Source organism: Roseobacter sp. HKCCA0882, from assembly GCF_037805225.1.
In the GTDB taxonomy this organism is placed as follows: Bacteria; Pseudomonadota; Alphaproteobacteria; order Rhodobacterales; family Rhodobacteraceae; genus M30B80.
In genome coordinates this window covers 728,108-746,025 of record NZ_JBBLYI010000001.1, presented here as the reverse complement: position 1 = coordinate 746,025, position 17,918 = coordinate 728,108, and the positions used below count along the sequence as shown (strand labels likewise).

General features: G+C 56.9%; 15 protein-coding genes. 5 read left to right on the top strand and 10 right to left on the bottom strand.

The annotated features are described in order from the left end of the window. Nucleotides 1-9: 9 nt before the first annotated feature. The 6 genes from uvrA to AAC622_RS03830 form a co-directional block, all read right to left on the bottom strand. Nucleotides 10-2,877: an excinuclease ABC subunit UvrA gene (uvrA, locus tag AAC622_RS03855; protein WP_340260406.1), complete on the bottom strand. Its 2,868-nt coding sequence runs from the start codon at nt 2,875-2,877 to the stop codon at nt 10-12. A 192-nt stretch (nt 2,878-3,069) separates the two neighbouring features. Next, nucleotides 3,070-4,464, bottom strand: a complete 1,395-nt coding sequence (lpdA, locus tag AAC622_RS03850) for a dihydrolipoyl dehydrogenase (RefSeq protein ID WP_340260405.1) — start codon at nt 4,462-4,464, stop codon at nt 3,070-3,072. Between the two features lie 100 nt (nt 4,465-4,564). Beyond that, nucleotides 4,565-5,143, bottom strand: coding sequence for a DUF924 family protein (locus AAC622_RS03845; protein ID WP_340260404.1), 579 nt, complete (start codon nt 5,141-5,143; stop codon nt 4,565-4,567). A gap of 45 nt (nt 5,144-5,188) precedes the next feature. Beyond that, on the bottom strand, nt 5,189-6,469 hold the full coding sequence (locus AAC622_RS03840; RefSeq protein WP_340260403.1) for an MFS transporter: 1,281 nt from the start codon (nt 6,467-6,469) through the stop codon (nt 5,189-5,191). A 56-nt stretch (nt 6,470-6,525) separates the two neighbouring features. Continuing rightward, nucleotides 6,526-7,581 (bottom strand): tRNA preQ1(34) S-adenosylmethionine ribosyltransferase-isomerase QueA, encoded by a 1,056-nt coding sequence (gene queA, locus AAC622_RS03835; RefSeq protein ID WP_340260402.1) that lies wholly within the window; start codon nt 7,579-7,581, stop codon nt 6,526-6,528. Nucleotides 7,582-7,606: 25 nt separating this feature from the next. Further along, the gene (locus tag AAC622_RS03830; protein WP_340261417.1) at nt 7,607-10,840 is read right to left on the bottom strand and encodes a YhdP family protein; all 3,234 of its coding nucleotides are present in this window, start codon (nt 10,838-10,840) and stop codon (nt 7,607-7,609) included. A 316-nt stretch (nt 10,841-11,156) separates the two neighbouring features. Between AAC622_RS03830 and AAC622_RS03825 the strand changes: the two genes are divergently transcribed. From AAC622_RS03825 to AAC622_RS03810, 4 genes are all read left to right on the top strand, one after another. After that, entirely contained in the window at nt 11,157-11,621 is a 465-nt protein-coding gene (locus tag AAC622_RS03825) for a peroxiredoxin (RefSeq protein WP_340260401.1), read from the top strand. A 47-nt stretch (nt 11,622-11,668) separates the two neighbouring features. Further along, complete coding sequence (locus tag AAC622_RS03820) at nt 11,669-12,469, top strand: ferritin-like domain-containing protein (RefSeq protein ID WP_445322614.1); 801 nt, start codon at nt 11,669-11,671, stop codon at nt 12,467-12,469. A 199-nt stretch (nt 12,470-12,668) separates the two neighbouring features. Then, complete coding sequence (locus AAC622_RS03815; RefSeq protein ID WP_340260399.1) at nt 12,669-14,009, top strand: M23 family metallopeptidase; 1,341 nt, start codon at nt 12,669-12,671, stop codon at nt 14,007-14,009. Beyond that, nucleotides 13,999-14,526: a bactofilin family protein gene (locus AAC622_RS03810; RefSeq protein WP_340260398.1), complete on the top strand. Its 528-nt coding sequence runs from the start codon at nt 13,999-14,001 to the stop codon at nt 14,524-14,526. The genes AAC622_RS03815 and AAC622_RS03810 overlap by 11 nt, the downstream gene beginning before the upstream one ends. Nucleotides 14,527-14,592: 66 nt before the next feature. On the opposite strand, the gene AAC622_RS03805 is transcribed toward AAC622_RS03810, so the two are convergent. The 3 genes from AAC622_RS03805 to AAC622_RS03795 are packed head-to-tail and all read right to left on the bottom strand — an operon-like array spanning nt 14,593 to nt 15,727. Further along, a complete protein-coding gene (locus AAC622_RS03805; protein ID WP_340260397.1) occupies nt 14,593-15,141 on the bottom strand; it encodes a DUF2189 domain-containing protein in 549 nt (182 codons plus the stop codon). Continuing rightward, complete coding sequence (locus tag AAC622_RS03800; RefSeq protein WP_340260396.1) at nt 15,122-15,436, bottom strand: hypothetical protein; 315 nt, start codon at nt 15,434-15,436, stop codon at nt 15,122-15,124. Before AAC622_RS03800 ends, AAC622_RS03805 begins: the two co-directional genes overlap by 20 nt. Nucleotides 15,437-15,466: 30 nt before the next feature. Beyond that, the gene (locus AAC622_RS03795) at nt 15,467-15,727 is read right to left on the bottom strand and encodes an RpiB/LacA/LacB family sugar-phosphate isomerase (protein ID WP_340261414.1); all 261 of its coding nucleotides are present in this window, start codon (nt 15,725-15,727) and stop codon (nt 15,467-15,469) included. A 120-nt stretch (nt 15,728-15,847) separates the two neighbouring features. Here AAC622_RS03795 and fsa point away from each other — a divergent pair, with 120 nt between their 5' ends. Further along, complete coding sequence (gene fsa, locus AAC622_RS03790) at nt 15,848-16,501, top strand: fructose-6-phosphate aldolase (protein WP_340242504.1); 654 nt, start codon at nt 15,848-15,850, stop codon at nt 16,499-16,501. Nucleotides 16,502-16,752: 251 nt separating this feature from the next. On the opposite strand, the gene AAC622_RS03785 is transcribed toward fsa, so the two are convergent. Continuing rightward, nucleotides 16,753-17,916, bottom strand: coding sequence for an iron-containing alcohol dehydrogenase (locus tag AAC622_RS03785; protein ID WP_340260395.1), 1,164 nt, complete (start codon nt 17,914-17,916; stop codon nt 16,753-16,755). Between the last annotated feature and the right edge of the window lie 2 nt (nt 17,917-17,918).

Below are 17,918 nucleotides of genomic sequence, written 5' to 3'. Positions count from 1 at the left end.
GGGGCAAATCTATTGCGCAGCCGTAACGCGGGCCGCGGGCAGCATCGGGGCCAAATAACGTCCCGTATGCGATGCGGCAACGCCCGCGACATCCTCGGGCGTGCCTGTCGCCACGACCTGCCCCCCGCCATCACCGCCTTCGGGGCCAATGTCGATCAGCCAATCGGCGGTTTTGATCACATCAAGATTATGCTCAATCACTACAACTGAGTTGCCCTGATCAACCAATTCATGCAGCACTTCCAACAATTTGCGCACATCTTCGAAATGCAGGCCCGTGGTGGGTTCATCCAGAATATAGAGGGTTCGGCCCGTGGCGCGTTTGCTCAATTCCTTGGACAGTTTCACACGCTGCGCCTCGCCACCCGACAAGGTGGTCGCTTGCTGGCCCACCTTGATATAGCCGAGCCCCACGCGCATCAGCGCGTCCATCTTCTCGCGAATGGATGGCACCGCTTTGAAAAACTCCTGCGCGTCTTCGACAGTCATGTCCAATACATCGGCAATGCTTTTACCTTTGAACGTCACCTCAAGGGTTTCGCGGTTATAGCGCTTTCCTTTGCAGGTTTCACATTCCACATAAACATCGGGCAAGAAATGCATCTCGATCTTGATGACCCCATCGCCTTGGCAGGCCTCGCAGCGACCGCCTTTGACGTTAAAGCTGAACCTCCCAGGCTTGTAGCCGCGCGCCTTGGCCTCGGGCAGGCCTGCAAACCAATCACGGATTGGGGTAAAGGCGCCTGTATAGGTCGCAGGGTTCGAGCGGGGCGTGCGCCCAATTGGGCGTTGGTCAATATCGATCACCTTATCGAGATGCTCTAGCCCTTTGATCGTCTCGCAAGGCGCAGGTGTCTGGCGCGCCCCATTCAGCCGCGCTGAGGCTGTTTTGAACAGGGTTTCAATCGTCAGGGTGGATTTGCCCCCCCCCGAAACACCCGTGACGCAGACAAATTTCCCGAGCGGGAAATCCACTGTCACCCCCTGCAGGTTGTTGCCCGTCGCATTGACCACGGTAACGGACTTGCCGCCCTTTTTGCCCTTGCGCCGCTCTTGGGGCACAGCAATCTCGCGGCTGCCCGACAGATATTGCCCCGTGATTGAGGCGGGGTTTTCCATGATCTCACGCGGCGTGCCAGAGGCCACAACTTGGCCGCCATGCACCCCTGCACCGGGGCCGATATCTAGAACGTAATCCGCCTCCCGAATGGCTTCTTCGTCATGTTCAACCACGATGACGGTATTGCCCTGATCGCGCAGATTTTTCAGCGTATCCAGAAGGCGGGAATTATCGCGCTGATGCAAACCAATTGAGGGTTCATCAAGAACATAAAGCACCCCCGTGAGGCCCGAGCCGATCTGGCTTGCCAAACGGATACGTTGGCTTTCACCACCTGACAAGGTGCCTGCATTGCGTGACAGCGTCAGGTAATCCAAGCCCACATTGTTCAGAAACCCGAGGCGTTCGCGGATCTCTTTCAGAATTGCGCGGGCGATTTCATTTTTTTGGGCACTCAAGGCAGCTGGCACAGTGTCGATCCAATCATAGGCCTGACGGATGGACATTTGCACCACCTCGCCCACATGAAGGCCGCCGATTTTCACCGCTAACGCCTCAGCCCGCAGGCGGTGCCCGCCACACGCACCACAGGGGCGATTGTTCTGATAGCGTTCAAATTCCTCGCGAATCCACGCGCTATCGGTTTCGCGATAGCGGCGTTCCATATTGGGGATCACCCCCTCAAACACGCGGGAAACCTGATAAACTCGTCCGCCCTCGTCATAACGAAAGGCGATTTCTTCCTCGCCAGAGCCGCGCAAGAACACATCTTGCACTGCCTCAGGCAGGTCTTTCCATTGCGCCTTAGGATCAAAACCGTAGTGACGGGCGATCGCTTCGATGGTTTGCAGGAAATAGGGTGACTTCCCCTTGCGCCATGGCGCAATGGCCCCATCGGCAAGGCTAAGCGTGACATCAGGCACCATCAGCCGTTCATCAAAAAACAGCTCATGCCCCAACCCATCACAAGACGGGCACGCCCCAAAGGGCGCATTGAACGAGAACAAGCGCGGCTCAATTTCGGGAATGGTAAAGCCCGAGACAGGACAGGCGAAATTCTCGGAAAACGTAATCCGCTCGGGGTCGCCGTCCTTTGGCGCAGTCTCCAGAATGGCAATCCCATCGGCCAGATCAAGCGCCGTGCGCAAACTATCGGCCAGACGCGTCTCACTGCCCGCACGCACAACAATGCGATCCACCACAACGTCAATATCGTGGCGAAATTTCTTGTCCAAGCTTGGCGGGTTTTCTAATTCGTAAAACGCCCCATCTACCTTGACCCGCTGAAACCCCTGCTTGCGCAGTTCCAACATCTCTTTGCGATATTCACCTTTGCGGTCGCGCACAATCGGGGCCAAGAGATAGGCGCGGGTTCCCTCCTCCATGCCCATAATGCGGTCGACCATGTCCTGAACCTGCTGCGCCTCAATGGGCAGACCTGTTACGGGGCTATAGGGCGTGCCGACCCGCGCAAACAACAAGCGCATATAGTCGTAAATCTCGGTCACGGTTCCCACCGTGGAACGGGGGTTTTTCGAGGTGGTTTTCTGCTCAATGGAAATCGCGGGCGACAGCCCCGAGATGTGATCCATGTCGGGCTTTTGCATCATGTCAAGGAATTGCCGCGCATAGGCGCTGAGGCTTTCGACATAGCGGCGCTGCCCTTCGGCATAGATCGTGTCAAAGGCCAGTGACGATTTCCCTGATCCCGATAGGCCCGTTATCACAGTCAGTTGGTCGCGGGGAATGTCGACATCGATATTCTTCAAATTATGCTCGCGTGCGCCGCGCACTTCGATTTTCTTTAACTCCGCCATCTGACCGCCCGATCCTATATTGATGCGCCACAAGCTAGGGCGATCCTGTGCCTGCGCCAGTGCCACAAAGCAAGGGTCAGGATGGCGAGAACAAAACCGAAACGCGCAAACCTGTCAAGCATGGCGCCAGAACGGCAAAAGGGGCAAGGTTGCCCCTGCCCCCATAACCCAGACACCTGAGACGCGCGCCCTCTAGATATGGATCGCTCGCCCGTAGGCATCAAGAACCGCCTCATGCATCATCTCTGACAAGGTTGGATGCGGGAAAACGGTCTCCATCAGGTCTTCTTCAGTGGTTTCAAGCTTGCGGCCCACCACATAGCCTTGGATCAGTTCGGTCACTTCCGCGCCCACCATATGCGCGCCCAAAAGCTCACCCGTTTTGGCATCAAACACAGTTTTGATCAGCCCTTCAGGCTCGCCCAAGGCGATGGCCTTGCCATTGCCAATAAAGGGGAAGCGGCCCACTTTTACGGCATAGCCTGCGGCTTTTGCCTTTTCTTCGGTCAAACCGACCGAGGCAATTTGCGGGTGGCAATAGGTGCAGCCTGCAATGCTTTCAGGTTTCACCGCGTGAACCTTGCGCCCTGCAATCATCTCGGCAACCATCACGCCTTCGTGGCTGGCCTTATGCGCAAGCCATGGCGCGCCTGCGACATCGCCAATTGCATAAAGCCCGTCCACGCCTGTGCGGCAATATTCATCCGTCACAACATGGGTGCGGTCTATTTTGACCCCAAGCCCCTCTAGGCCCAAGCCTTCGACATTGCCGACAATACCAACGGCGGAAATGACTGTGTCGAATTCTTGCGTCTCAACCTTGCCGCCCATTTCGATATGCGCTGTGACCTTATCAGCCGCACGATCCAGTTTCTTGACCACCGCCTTTTGCAGAATTTTCATCCCCTGCTTTTCAAAGGCCTTTTTGGCAAAGGCGGAAATCTCGGCATCTTCCACAGGCAGGATGCGATCCATCACTTCGACAACTGTCGTCTCAGCGCCCAGCGTGTTGTAGAAACTTGCGAATTCAATCCCAATCGCACCCGACCCAATGACAAGCAATTTCTTAGGCATATGCGGGGGGGTGAGCGCCGATTTATAGGCCCATACGCGCTTGCCATCCGCCTCTAGGCCCGGCAGTTCGCGGGCACGGGCGCCTGTGGCCAGAATGATATGTTTGGCGGTCAGGGTTTTCACACCATCCTCCGCCTTCACCTCGACCTTGCCTTTCGCGGGAATTGTGGCCGCGCCCATCACAACTGTGACCTTGTTCTTTTTCATCAGATGGCCCACGCCCGAATTCAGCTGTTTGGCCACATTGCGCGAGCGTTTCACGACCGAATCCAAATCATAAGAAATCCCGTTCGCAGACAGACCAAATTCCTTAGCGCGGTGCATCAGGTGGAAAACTTCGGACGAGCGCAGCATGGCCTTGGTTGGGATACAGCCCCAATTGAGACAAATCCCGCCCATATGTTCTCGCTCGACAATCGCAACTTTCAGCCCCAATTGGCTGGCGCGGATCGCGGCCACATAGCCCCCGGGGCCTGCACCTATGACGATTACATCGAAATCTTGGTTGGACATAGCAGTTCTCCTGCAATTCGGGCCACGCAGGGGCGGCGGGATTCGGAATTGTTCAACGTTAAACTATCTCTAAACCATCTCTGATCGCGCTGCAATCTATCTAAGATTCCTGCAGACTGCGCAGCACAGAACCATAACCGCCCGCGCCTAGAAACGCCTGTTCTTCTGCGGTCATATCCCGCCCCAAATCCGCGTTTCGATAGGGAAAGCGGCCAAATCGGCGGATGATTTCAGCATGGGCGCGGGCATGGGTCACATTGCCCTGCCCCGTCTGCGGCATCCGCGTTTCGATCAATTCAATCGCGCGGGTTTGATCTGCCAAATCCTCAGAATGCATGAAGGGCAAGTAGAAAAACTGACGTTCAGGCTCTGGGACGCTCAGATCATGGCCCATCTCTAGCGCGTCCTTGGCCAATCCCAAAACCTTTGCATCGGTGGCAAAGGCCCGCGGGTCGGCGCGAAACATATTGCGCGGGAATTGATCCAACAGGATCATCAGCGCCAAGGCGGTCGGGGCGGCATTGATCCAATGATCCATCGCGCCTGCTGCCGCCCTCTGCCATGCCGCGCCAAAACGGGCGCGAATTTCAGCGTCAAAATCATCATCGCGGCGATACCACGCCTCGGGCCCTGCCCCGATCCAGAACTCTGTGATTTCTTGCGCCAGTGGGTCTGTCATCCGATCTTCCCCCTTTAGACCATTGTCAAAGAGAGACTTCCACGATCACGCGGCAGGAGGAAGCGTTCCTTGCACGTCATCCCCATCATTAGAGGCCGCATCCGCGAAAACCTCTTGCGCCAAGCCCACCACAACGGGCGAGGCTGAGGGCAAAACAGGCGCATAGCTGCCTGTATCTTCCACTGTAGGTGCGGGGCGCACCGTCATACGATAGGCCGCATACAGTGCCAAAACCGTGACCAAGCCGCCGATGAAATAGAAATACCCCAAGGGGCCAATGGCCTGGATCATGCCGCCCACGACAATCGGGCCGAAAATCGCCCCGACCCCGTTCACAAACAACAGACGCCCCCCTGCGGCAGGCATTTGTTCGACCTCAAGAAAGTCGTTCACATAGGCAATCAACAACGCATAAAGCGGGTTGGCCATGCCACCTATGAAGAAGGCCGAAATCACCAAGATCGAAAAGATGCCAGAACTGAGCGCACCCAACAGGCCGGCTGCGCCACAAATGGCCGCCAAGATCATGATCAACAGACGGCGATCCATCCGATCAGAAATCCATCCGATGGGGAATTGCAGAACCAAGCCGCCCACGTAAAAGGCCGATACAAAAATGGACAATTGCGCAATAGGCAGCCCTGCCTGCGTTGCGAAAACGGCCGCCATGCCGAACATGGCCGAATAGACACCGCCCATAAGGAATGTGCCAATCACACCCAATGGCGAGATTTTTAAGACCTCCATCAGGCTCATCGGCTTGGCGGTTTCAAATGCCGGCGTGGGGGTAACCGACAGCAAAATCGGCGCGAAACTTAGCGAAACCAGAACCGACAGCACCACAAAGAGGAAATAGTCGGACGGATCCCCAAGGTTCAGCAGCATTTGCGCGGCAACAATGCCGACCATCTGCACCACCAGATAGACTGATAGCGTCTGACCACGGGTTTCATTGGTCGCGGCATTGTTCAGCCATGATTCTGCCGTGACATAGACGGCGGCAAAACAGGCCCCAATAATCAGGCGCAACACTGTCCATGCAATGGGATCCGTCAGCACAGGATAGAGGATCAGCACCGCCGATATGACCGAGCCCAGCGCAGCAAAGGTGCGGATATGGCCCACGCGGCGGATCATTTCAGACCCCATACGCGAGCCGATCAGGAACCCCGCAAAATAGGCAGACATCACCACGGACATCTCAAAGGTTGAAAAACCCTCAATTTCGCCGCGCACACCCAGAAGCGTGCCCTGAAGGCCATTCCCGACCATCAGAAGCATGATACCCAAAAGCAAGGCCCATGAATTTCGCAACACCAATAACATGCGCGATCCTTACGCTGCACGGCACCAAACTAATGCCGCGTTCACGCCCTATCCTGTCACGTCTGCGACCCGATTAATAGCGAAGCATCCCCGTAGGAGAAAAAACGATAGTTCTGCGTGATTGCATGGTCATAGATCGTGCGAATTTGATCTGCCCCCATCAGGGCCGAAACCAGCATCATCAGGGTCGATTTGGGCAGGTGGAAATTAGTCATCAACCCATCAGTGATTTTAAAGCGATACCCGGGGTAGATGAAAATATCGGTATCCCCCTCAAAGGGGCGCATCTCGCCAGTTTCGTTTGCCGCAGTTTCAATCAACCGCAATGCTGTTGTGCCCACGGGGATAATCCGCCCGCCTGCGGCGCGGGTGGCGTTGATTTCATCCGCCGCGCTTTGCGAAACCTCGCCCCATTCGGCATGCATTTTGTGGGTGGTGACATCTTCCACCGTCACGGGCAGAAACGTGCCTGCACCAACGTGCAAGGTGACAAAGCTGAACGTCACCCCATGGGCGCGCAAATCTGCCATCAGCCCCTCGTCAAAATGCAAGCTTGCGGTTGCGGCGGCCACCGCCCCTTGGCGCTTGGCCCAAATGGTTTGGTAATCTTCCCGATCTTGGGCATCGGAGGGGCGCTTGGCCTCAATATAGGGCGGCAGGGGCATCGCACCTGCGGCATTCAATGCCGCGTCAAAATCATCCCCCCCAAGATTAAACCGCAGACGCAGCCCCCCTTCAAGGCTTGCCACCTCGGCGTGAAAATTAGGGGTAAACTCCACCACCTCGCTCAAGGCCAGTTTCCTCATCGGCTTGGCAAGGGCCGACCATGTGCCATCGGCCTGTGACTCGAGAAGGGTCACCTCAATCTGTGCGCTCACGCGGCCTTGCGCGCTGTCACGCCACCTTTGGCCGTGCAGACGGGCGGGAATGACGCGGGTGTCGTTCAGGATCAACCGATCCCCCTTGCGCAAGAATTGCGGCAGATCGCGCACGATCGCATCGGTGATCTGCCCCCCCTGCGCATATAGCAGCCGCGCCGAAGAACGCGGCTTTGCCGGACGGGTCGCAATAAGGGTTTCGGGAAGGTGAAAATCGAAATCATCAAGACGCATCGTAAACCTAACAGAAACGGGCGGATTATTGGGAATTTGTATCAAGCTGCGGACGCATCAAGTCGCGCAGAATGCCTGGCACAAGGATGGAGAGCGGATTGACCCGCACCTGCGGCGTATCGGGCGGGCCGTTCAGGGTGAAATTAAACCCAAACAACCCCTCATCACGCCGCGCAAACAGCCGCCCGACAACGCCGTTGAGCGCATAAATGGGCGTCAGCACACCACGAAAGTCCAAATTCCGCGCAGATGTGTTATAGAACCCATCCATGCTGATCCCCAAAGACGGGCCAATGGCGGTGCCTTGATGCACAGTGATCTGTGACGGATCGAGCGTGAAGCGCGCATTCACCTCGCCCATATTGATCCCGTCCCCCGACAATTGTTCAATCAATCCAATCACGGAGACAGCGTTGAGCAATTCGGCCATAACGGGGGCATCGCGTAGTCTGGGGTTGGTGATTTGCAACTGGCCCTCATAGCTGCGCGCGCCAGTCGCGCCCTGCAATTGAAGGGTCAGCGCGCCACCATAAAGGTTGCGCATGATGCCCGCGCTGCGCATGGCGGCCCCGCCATCATCAGCATGAAGTCGAATATCAATGCCCCCGCCCTCACGCGGGGCAATCGCGCCCTCTAGCGGAACGGCGCCGTTAAGATTGCCGCGAAACGCCCCCGCCAACCCGCCACCGCCAGAACTGAGATCCGCGCGCAGATCGCTGAGCGCAATCGTGGCGCCAATGCGCAGCTCGTCCAAATTGACCGACAGGGGGGCGCGTGCCGTTTGCGCCTGTGCGCCGCCCTGCGGCAGGCCCCGCACATCCAACCGCCCCGAAGCAATCGCAAGTGCAGGTGCCAAACCCTCCCCACGCGGCGTCAGCGTGCCTGTCACATCTAACCAGTCATCAATGGTAAAGCCTTCTATGCGCAACAGCTCAAGACGGCCCTCGGGGCCGAGATCCCCCGAACCCTGTGCAGATAGGCCCGCCCCTGATAGGCGGAATGCGCGCAGGCTTGGGTCAGGCCCAAGGATCAGCGTGACGTCTAAATCCCCTGCTGCCGCTGCGGGTTTCGTCCACGCCAACGCGGCAAAGGACAGCGCAACGCCCTCAAGCGGTGATGTGAGACGCAATTCTGGGGCTGCACCGCGCCCCGCAAGATCAAGCCGCAGATCCAGTCCTGCATCGCCCTGCACCATGCCATCAGGCAAAATGACACCAAAGGCCGCAAGGCTTTCAGGGGTCAAACGCGCCTGCCCTTCGACATAAGATTGCGGGGCATCACGGTTAAGATCAGGCCGAACCCAACGGCCCGTGAGGGGCTGACCTGACATTGTGGCAGCGCCAGAAATCATCACGCCTGCCTCGGAGGTAATCGCCAAATCAAGCGCCTCTGCACGCAGATCGCGATTGGGAACCAATGTGTCTGAGCGCACATCTGTCAGACGGCCCGTGATATCGAGGCTCATCTCACCAATGGGTGGGCGCTGCACCAAATTCAGACCGATTTGCCCTGACAGCTCTGCTTGCCCTGTGGCCAAGGTGGCGGGGTCAAGACGCCCGTCTTCGGGAAATAGGTTTAGGGGCGGCCCTGCAAATAGGGTCAAAAGATCAGGGATTTCTCCAGACACATCCAAGTCAAGGGTGGCGGCAGGGCCACGCATCGCCACATTGGGCACAGTGAGCCTGCCTTCATGCATCACGATATCTTGGCCCGTGGGCGCGCGCATCAAACCATCTTGCGCCACAATGGTCAGCCGCGGCCCCTCTAGGCGCAGTTGGCCCTGCAGATCCCGCAAAGGCGGCACATCGCTAATGGGGCTGAGCGCGAGCGCGCTAAAATCAAACCCCAAGGCCGCCTGCGCACGGGCATCTTGCGGCGCCTTACGCAAGCTCAGAACGAGGTTTTGCGCCTGCCCTTCGTGCAGATTGCGATCAATCCAGTCACGCGTTTTAGAGACAAACTCATTTGGCCAATAAATCAGGGCATCGCGCAGCACCATTTGCGCAATACTCCCATCAATCGCCAGTTCCGTGCCATCAGAGCGCGCAACCCCATAGCCTGAAAGGGTCAGCTCATACGCATCTGTGCGGATCAAAACACGATCAAGATCGAGGCGCGGCTCCTCCCCCAAACTGATCCGAAACTCAGACCACCCCTGCGAGAACAGCAAGGGCGCCTCGAACATCGCATTGGGGTTCACCAATAGATCATTAAGATCAAGCGTGGCGTCAATTTGCGTGCCATCGGGCGAAATCAGCGCATCACCCGTTGCGGTAAAATCTAGGTTGCGCGCATCAACCAACAGCTCATCCAGCGCCGCGCGCCCTGTGGCGGCCTCATACCGAAATCGCGCTGAGATCTCGCTAAAGCTTAGGGGGCGCTCTGCGCCTTCAAGGGCCAATTCCCCTGGCCCCAAATCAAGGCGGGCTTCAAGATCACCAACGCCTTCGGCATCGCGCAATTTCGTGCTGAGACTGCCCGACAATGGCGCAGAGATCAGATCAAGCCACCGGAAGGCAGGCGATGCAACAGAAAGGTTATTTGCAGGTATCCCTTGAAATTGGAAGCGTAATTCGGTCTCACGCGCGGCATCGGTGCGGGTCGCCACAAAGGAAAGACGCCCCGCCTGATCTGCCGCCCCCTCCGCGTGGGCCTCTAGACCTGCGGTAACCGCCAAAACCAAATCTTGGCCCTGACGGGCCAGACGCATTTGCCCGTTTTCAATAGATAAGGCCCGTCCTGTGGTGGCATCGCGCAGAGAAATCGTAATCTCGCGGCCAATGGCCTCTTGAAAATTGGCAAAACGCGGATCGGCAAACATTCTGTCAAAGGCGGCCATGGTTTGGGCCAAATCAGCGCGCGCGGCGTCTTGATTGGTTGTGAAAGCCAAATCGATACCACCAGTTGTGTCCCGTTCAAGCAAGAGACTGGCGCCGCGCATTTCGGCGCGGATGGGGGATATTTGCCCCATCAGCAAGGCGCCTGCATCGAAGGCAAAGCCAAGCTGCGGAAACGCCGCACGCAGGCCAGTTTCATCGCGCACCGTGACATCGGTGATGACCAAAAGGGCTTGGCGCCCCGTCTCATCAAGGGCAATGGACATATCTGCAATGCTTAACTCATCGCGCACCATACCCGCCTGCATCTGCGCAATAATACGCGCCTGCCATGCGGTAGGCAGCGAAACGGGCCCCTGAGACAGTCGCAGGTAAAACCCACCAAGCACCGCTGAAATGGTCACAAACAGGCCCAAAACCACAGCCAAGACCCACCGCCCTCTGCGCGATTTGGCAGGCTGTGGTTTAGGTTTGGACTCGGCGTTTTCTTTGGAGGTCACGGGAAGCGGTCAATCTATAATCTGTCTGGTCACGAGGTTGGTCACGGGGCTGTTTACGGGTCGGGCGCGGCACGAAGAGAGTAGCGATTTCGGATGCCGCCCTTTATCTTTGCCGTAAATCCCCTAGCTTGCAATCACACATAACAAAACCCTGCAACTGGCCCCGCGCAAATATTCGCCGCATTGGATCACGATGTGGCGAGTTTCCGCGCAAATGAATGAATAAAGGATGAAGCCCATGCTTGAGATCGGCAGCCCCGCCCCAGATTTCACCCTTCCCCGCGATGGCGGTGGCGAAGTGACGCTATCTGCTCAAAAGCCCAAGAAAGTGGTTCTCTATTTCTATCCCAAAGATGACACATCAGGCTGCACCAAAGAGGCGCAGGGCTTCACCGAAGCGGCAGACGCCTTTGCCGCAGCAGGCACTGTGGTGATTGGTGTCTCCAAAGATAGCGTGGCCAAGCACGATAAATTCATCGCCAAATATGATCTTGGGGTGGTCCTTGCCTCGGATGAAACCAGTGATGTCTGCGAACGCTATGGCGCATGGGTGGAGAAATCCATGTATGGCACGAAGTACATGGGCATCGAACGCTGCACCTATCTTATTGATGGCGATGGGAAAATTTCCCAGATTTGGCGCAAGGTAAAGGTGCCAGGCCATGTTGATGCCGTGCTGGACGCGGTGAAATCCTTGGACTAATTCACCGCCCCATGAGTGATTTACAAATACCCGAGACCTTGGCCGAAATGGCGGTGGCGGTTTTGACCACCGCCAATGCCAAGGAGAAATGCGCACTTTCGCGCGCTTGTGCCAAGAAATGGTTTGCGGCGCGGGCAGCAGGCAGGCCCTTGCCCCTTGGCCGCGCCACACCGCCCGATCAACCCGCGCGCCCTGCACAACCCGCATTGCTTGATCCGCGCGAGGTGCCAAAGCGTAAACGTGGCACAGCCGAGGGTCGGATCGCGATTTTGCACGCGGTGGCGCATATCGAACTTAATGCGGTGGATTTACATTGGGACATTATCCCCCGCTTTGCCGAGACGCCCATGCCCATCGGATTCTACGATGATTGGGTCAAATCGGCCGACGAAGAATCCAAACATTTCAACCTATTGTCAGATTGCCTTGAACAAATGGGCTGTCATTATGGCGCGCTTGCCGCACATTCGGGGATGTGGCGCGCCGCCGAAGATACGGCCACTGATTTCATGGGCCGCTTGGCGGTGGTGCCAATGGTTCTCGAGGCGCGCGGTCTTGATGTCACGCCCTCCATGATCGAGATTTTCAAACGCCCGAAAAATGACCCTGCCGCCAGTGCAGCAGTCGATGCGCTAAACGTGATCTATGCCGAAGAGGTGCATCACGTGGCCTATGGCAGCAAATGGTTTCATTTCCTCTGTGGCCGCGAAAACCTTGATCCAAAGGATGCGTTTCACGAACTGGTGCAACGCTATTTCCACGGCGCATTGAAGCCACCCTTTAACGAAGAAAAGCGCGCCGAAGCGGGCCTTCCACCCGATTTTTACTGGCCTCTCTCTGAACGCTAGGCCATCTATCGGCGAAATCTCGCCCAAATTGCGGGGAGGACCTCAATTTTCCGTCTAAATGGCGCAAAAAATATTGAGCCGCCCCGCTCAATGTCCTATCCAATCCTCGCGCCCCCCAATTGGTCTGGGGACGCTGTGATGGGGTGGTGACGAGAGGCGCAGAGCAAAGCGCCCGAACGACAAAACAGGGGACTTGGCATTGAAATCGCGATTGATTGAGCGCACAAACCACGCATTGGATCGGCATTTGCCTGAAAAACGGCTGTTTCTGAAATCCGATACAAGCACGCGCTTTGTGCGCCTGAGGCCCCTGACGCAGGCCGCTATCATTGCCACGACAGGGCTTCTGGTCACATGGACGGCGATTGTTTCAGCGGTGTTTTTCATCGATGCCATCAATGCAGGCTCTCATCGCGATCAGGTCGCGCGCGCCTCGCAGGCCTATCAACATCGCCTCAATGCAATGTCCAGCGAACGCGACAGCCGCGCCCTTGAGGCACAAGCCGCCCATGAACGATTTGGCGTTGCGATGGCCCAAGTCTCTGCCATGCAATCGCAGCTTCTGGCATCAGAAGAACGCCGCCGCGAATTGGAAACCGCGGTCAACGTGATCCAAAGCACCTTGCGCCGCACCATCAGTGAACGCGATGACGCGCTTGAAGAGGTGGCACAATTGACCGCCGAGATGACCGATGAGAATGGCAGCCTGCAATCCGCCGCAAGCCGTCAACGAGATCTAGAGCAGGTTTTGGCGCTATTGACCGAGGCGCTGCATGAAACAGCCGAAGGGCGCGATACAACCCATGATCTGATCGCCGAGGCGCGCGCGCAGATTCAAGACTTGGAATTCCAAGCTGCCCTTTCCGCCGAGCGCAATGAACGCATCTTTACTCAAATCGAAGACGCGGTCGCGATGTCGCTTGAGCCACTTGATGCGATGTTCCGTGCGGCAGGCCTGCCCACCGACAGCATTCTTGAGACGGTGCGCCGTGGCTATTCAGGCCAAGGTGGGCCTTTGACGCCAATTACCTTTTCCACCTCCAACGGCCAACCCGACCCTGTTTCGCTGCGCGCCAATGAGGTGTTGGAAGATCTCGATGCGGTGAACCTCTATCGTATTGCCGCAGAGAGCCTGCCCTTCAGCTATCCTGTGCAGGGCGCTGCGCGGCGCACCTCGGGCTATGGCTATCGCAATGATCCGATCCAAGGGGGGCGGCGGATGCATGAGGGCCAAGATTTTGCGGGCCCCGTTGGAACCCCGATTGTTGCTGCCGCAGATGGCACTGTGGTTTTCGCGGGCCGCCGCGGCGCCTATGGCAATATGATAGAAATTCGCCACGCTATGGGATATACAACACGCTACGCACATTTATCGCGTATTCGCGTGACACGGGGCGAAAGAGTGTCGCGCGGCGACAGAATTGGTGATATGGGAAATACTGGACGCTCGACCGGGTCCCATTTGCATTACGAAGTGCGTCAGAATGGCAACCCAACCAACCCGATGACTTTTATCACGGCAGGACGAAATGTTTTCTAAATCAAAAATCAACGAACCTGGACCAAAAGAAACAACAGTGCCAAGCGCGGCCCCTGCCGCGACAGCGCCAAGCGCGCCTTCGGCACCGGTGGCCCCCAGCACATCTGCTGCCCCTGCCAAGCCAAAGCCGCCTGCGTCTTTGCTGAGCTCGGATTTGGTGATTACGGGCAATCTGAAAACCTCAGGCGACATTCAAATCGAAGGCACCGTCAAGGGTGACATCCGCGCACATTCACTGACTGTTGGTGAAAGCGCACGCATTGATGGCGAGGTTCTTGCCGATGATGTGGTCGTGAACGGCTATGTCAAAGGCCGCGTTCGTGGCTTGAAAGTGCGCCTCACCTCAAGCGCGCGAGTTGAGGGCGACATCATTCATAAGACCATCGCGATTGAATCTGGTGCGCATTTTGAAGGCACGGTTCAGCGTCAAGAAGACCCGCTGTCTAGCGGTGCGAAATCGGCCCCTGCCCCAGCCGCAAAACCTGCCGCAGCCACCGCAGAGCCAGAAAAGAAATAAGCGCAGGCGCGATTTACTTAAAATGCACCCCCGCCCGCATCCGCGCGCGGGGGTTTTTCTTTGTCATCATATCGCCTCATGCACAAAGGCGCGGCGATAAATATGCCATGAGGCATGACCCAAAACGGGCAAGACCAAAAACAACCCCAACAGTGCAGGCAGCATCGCCAAAAAGGTCAGGCTTGCGATCAGCGCGCCCCAGATCAGCATCACCTTCGGGTTGGCTTTGACCACCGCAATGCTTTTGAGCATGGCGGTGACAAAATCCACTTCTTTATCCAACAAAAGGGGCAGCGAAATCACCGTGAGGCAAAATAACACCAACGCAAAAACCGCACCAAAGCCTGAGCCCACCAACAGCATAATCAAGCCTTCGGGCTGAAGCAGATAGGCATAGCTTGAGGTCACATTCATCAGCGCAGATGGCCCCATAAACAGGGCGAACAACATATGCGCAAAGAAAGACCAAAATAGAAAATACACGATGATCACCCATGCCATAGACGGCAATTGGCGCAATCTTTGCCGCCAGATCACGCTGAAGATATCATTGCGGCGAAAGTCCCGATCCCCAGCCTCAAGACGGCGGGAAACCTCATAAAGGCCAACCGCCAAGAAAGGCCCTATGAGGGGAAAGCCAACCGTAATCGGAATAGCCAACCACCCCATATCCAGGATCGAAAGGCTGCCATAGATCAACCAGCCCCCCCACCACATAGATATGGGCAAAGAACAGGCCCATCATCGGCTTTTGGCGAAAATCGCACCACCCTGCGCCAAATGCCGCCCAAATATCGCCCAATCCCATTTTGCCAATGGCGGCAGGGGCGATGGCCACTCGAGCTGCACGCGGTCGTTCATATTGCGCCCTCCCTTCTTCCGTCAGGAATAGGTTAAGCCCCCGATCCACGCGCCGCCAAGGGAAATTTGGCAGACCGCGCTATCCGCCTAGCGCATCAATCGCGGCAAAATTGCTGGCGCTGCGGCCATTGGGGTCAAAACTTTGTGGCAAATAGGCCTCGGCAATGGATTTCGCCAATTCTGCGCCAATCACCCGCGCGCCCATCGTGATGATCTGCGCATTATTCGACAGCGCGGCACGCTCAGCTGAATAGGTGTCATGGGTCTGTGCGGCGCGAATACCGCGCACCTTGTTTGCGGAGATCGCCACGCGAATCCCCGTGCCGCAGACTATTTTCAAGCGGTCGTAAGAAAATTGCAATTTGCAGAATTCGTCTCACAAGGTTATCGAAGCGCCAAGCAACCCATTCGTATCAGGCCTCGCCTGCCCCGCGCGAATAAACATCAAGGAGAGCTATCTATGAAATTCTTTGTCGATACTGCCGTGGTCGATGAAATCCGTGAATTGCACGATTATGGTCTGTTGGACGGGGTCACCACGAACCCCTCGCTGATCGCAAAATCAGGCCGCGATTTCAAAGAGGTCATCGCTGAAATTTGCGCGTTGGTCGATGGGCCCGTATCCGCCGAAGTCGCCGCAACCGATTTTGCGGGCATGGTGGCCGAGGGCGAGCATTTGGCAAAAATCGCCGATAATGTCGTGATCAAGCTGCCTTTGACCTTGGATGGCCTAAAGGCCTGCCGCCATTTCACCAATAAAGGCATAAAGACCAATGTGACCTTGTGCTTCTCGGCCAATCAGGCGCTTTTGGCGGCCAAGGCGGGTGCAACCTATATCAGCCCCTTCATCGGGCGCTTGGATGACCTCAACCTCGATGGCATGGAATTGATCGCAGAAATCCGCGAGATTTACGACAATTATGGATTTGAGACTGAAATTCTGGCGGCGTCAATTCGGACGGCAAACCATGTGAAAGATGCCGCGATGGTTGGTGCAGATGTGGCGACCATTCCACCCGCAGTGATCAAGGGTCTTGCCAAGCACGTCTTGACCGATAAGGGCCTTGAGCAATTCACCAAAGATTGGGCCGCAACGGGCCAAACCATTCTTTAAGGCAAGTTCATACCGATTTTGAAAAGCGGCGGGGCCATAGGCCCGCCGCTTTTTTCATACCCGCAGATCAGATGCGCCTGTGTCGATATGGGGTGCCAAGGAAGCCACGCTATCGGCAATATCGGCCACCAGGGCCCGATAATCTGGTTCACGCTCTCTAAAGCTCAGCTCAAGGTATTAAAGAGATCTTAAGAACTTTGGTGGGAATCGAGGCCATTGCTGCAATTGCAACGGGTATATTGGGGCTCGGGTTATAAGGCTGCGCGCAGAATTTCGGTCAAATCAGACGCGGTCAAATCGACTGGATTCGCCTTCATCGAAGACGAGCTTGCCGCCGCTTGTGCAATCTGGTCGATCTTGTCGGCAGGCAGACCCGCTTGCCCCAATCGCAGCAGGTTTTGCCCCTCGATAAATCGCGCCAAGGCCTCAAAGGCCATCTCGGCGCTGACGCCAAAGGCATCGCCCATCCAAGCGCGCAGATCAGAAAAGCGTCCACGCAATGCGGGGCTTTCGGCGCGAGCCTCATTGGCCAAAAGAACAGGCACCAATAAACGGGCGCAAATCAGGCCATGTTGCGCCAGATAGCCGCCTGCAGGCCCCGCCAAGCCATGCACCGCCCCCAAACCCGCATTGGCCAAGGCAAGACCGCCAATCACCGATGCCAAGGCCATATCATCGCGCGCCATCGGATCATCGCCGCCCCGATCAAAGGCATCAGATAGGCGGCGCAGCCCCGACACGGCCCGCGGAATGGCATCCCTGCACAGCGCATCGGTGAACGGGTTGGCGCGGGTGCACAGATAAGGCTCGATCACTTGGGTCAGGGCATCAAGCCCGCTCATCATGGTTTGCGCGCGCCCCATCCCGTCACATAAACTTGGGTCAATAATGGCCAAATCTGGCAGCATCCTCGCATCACGCAAAGATACTTTGCGCTGGTGTTCGGGCACAGAAATCACCGCGTTTTTGGTGACCTCGGCCCCTGTGCCCGCTGTGGTGGGAATGGCCACAAAAGGCAAAGGCGCGGCATCAAGCGCGCGCCCCTCACCGACAACCTCAAGATAACGAAGGGCGGGATGCGGTGCAGGGATCAAGGCGGCTATGGCCTTGCCTGCATCAATGACAGCCCCCCCGCCAATCGCCACAACGCAGGCAACCCCTGCCCCGCGCGCGCGCATCACCGCGCCCTCGATGGTTTTCAAATCGGGTTCAGCCGCAATCGCCACCTGCAGCACGGGCGCAAGAGCATCAACCAAAGCACGCGTTCCTGTGTGACGCAGACCAGAGCCGCCCGTGATCACCATCACGGGCACCCCCAAAGTCATAATCTGCGGCGCAAGCCCCGCCCCGACCTTCCCGCGACCAAATTGAATATGACCTGCGGTGAGAAACTCAAAGCTCAGGGCGTGCGCCATCA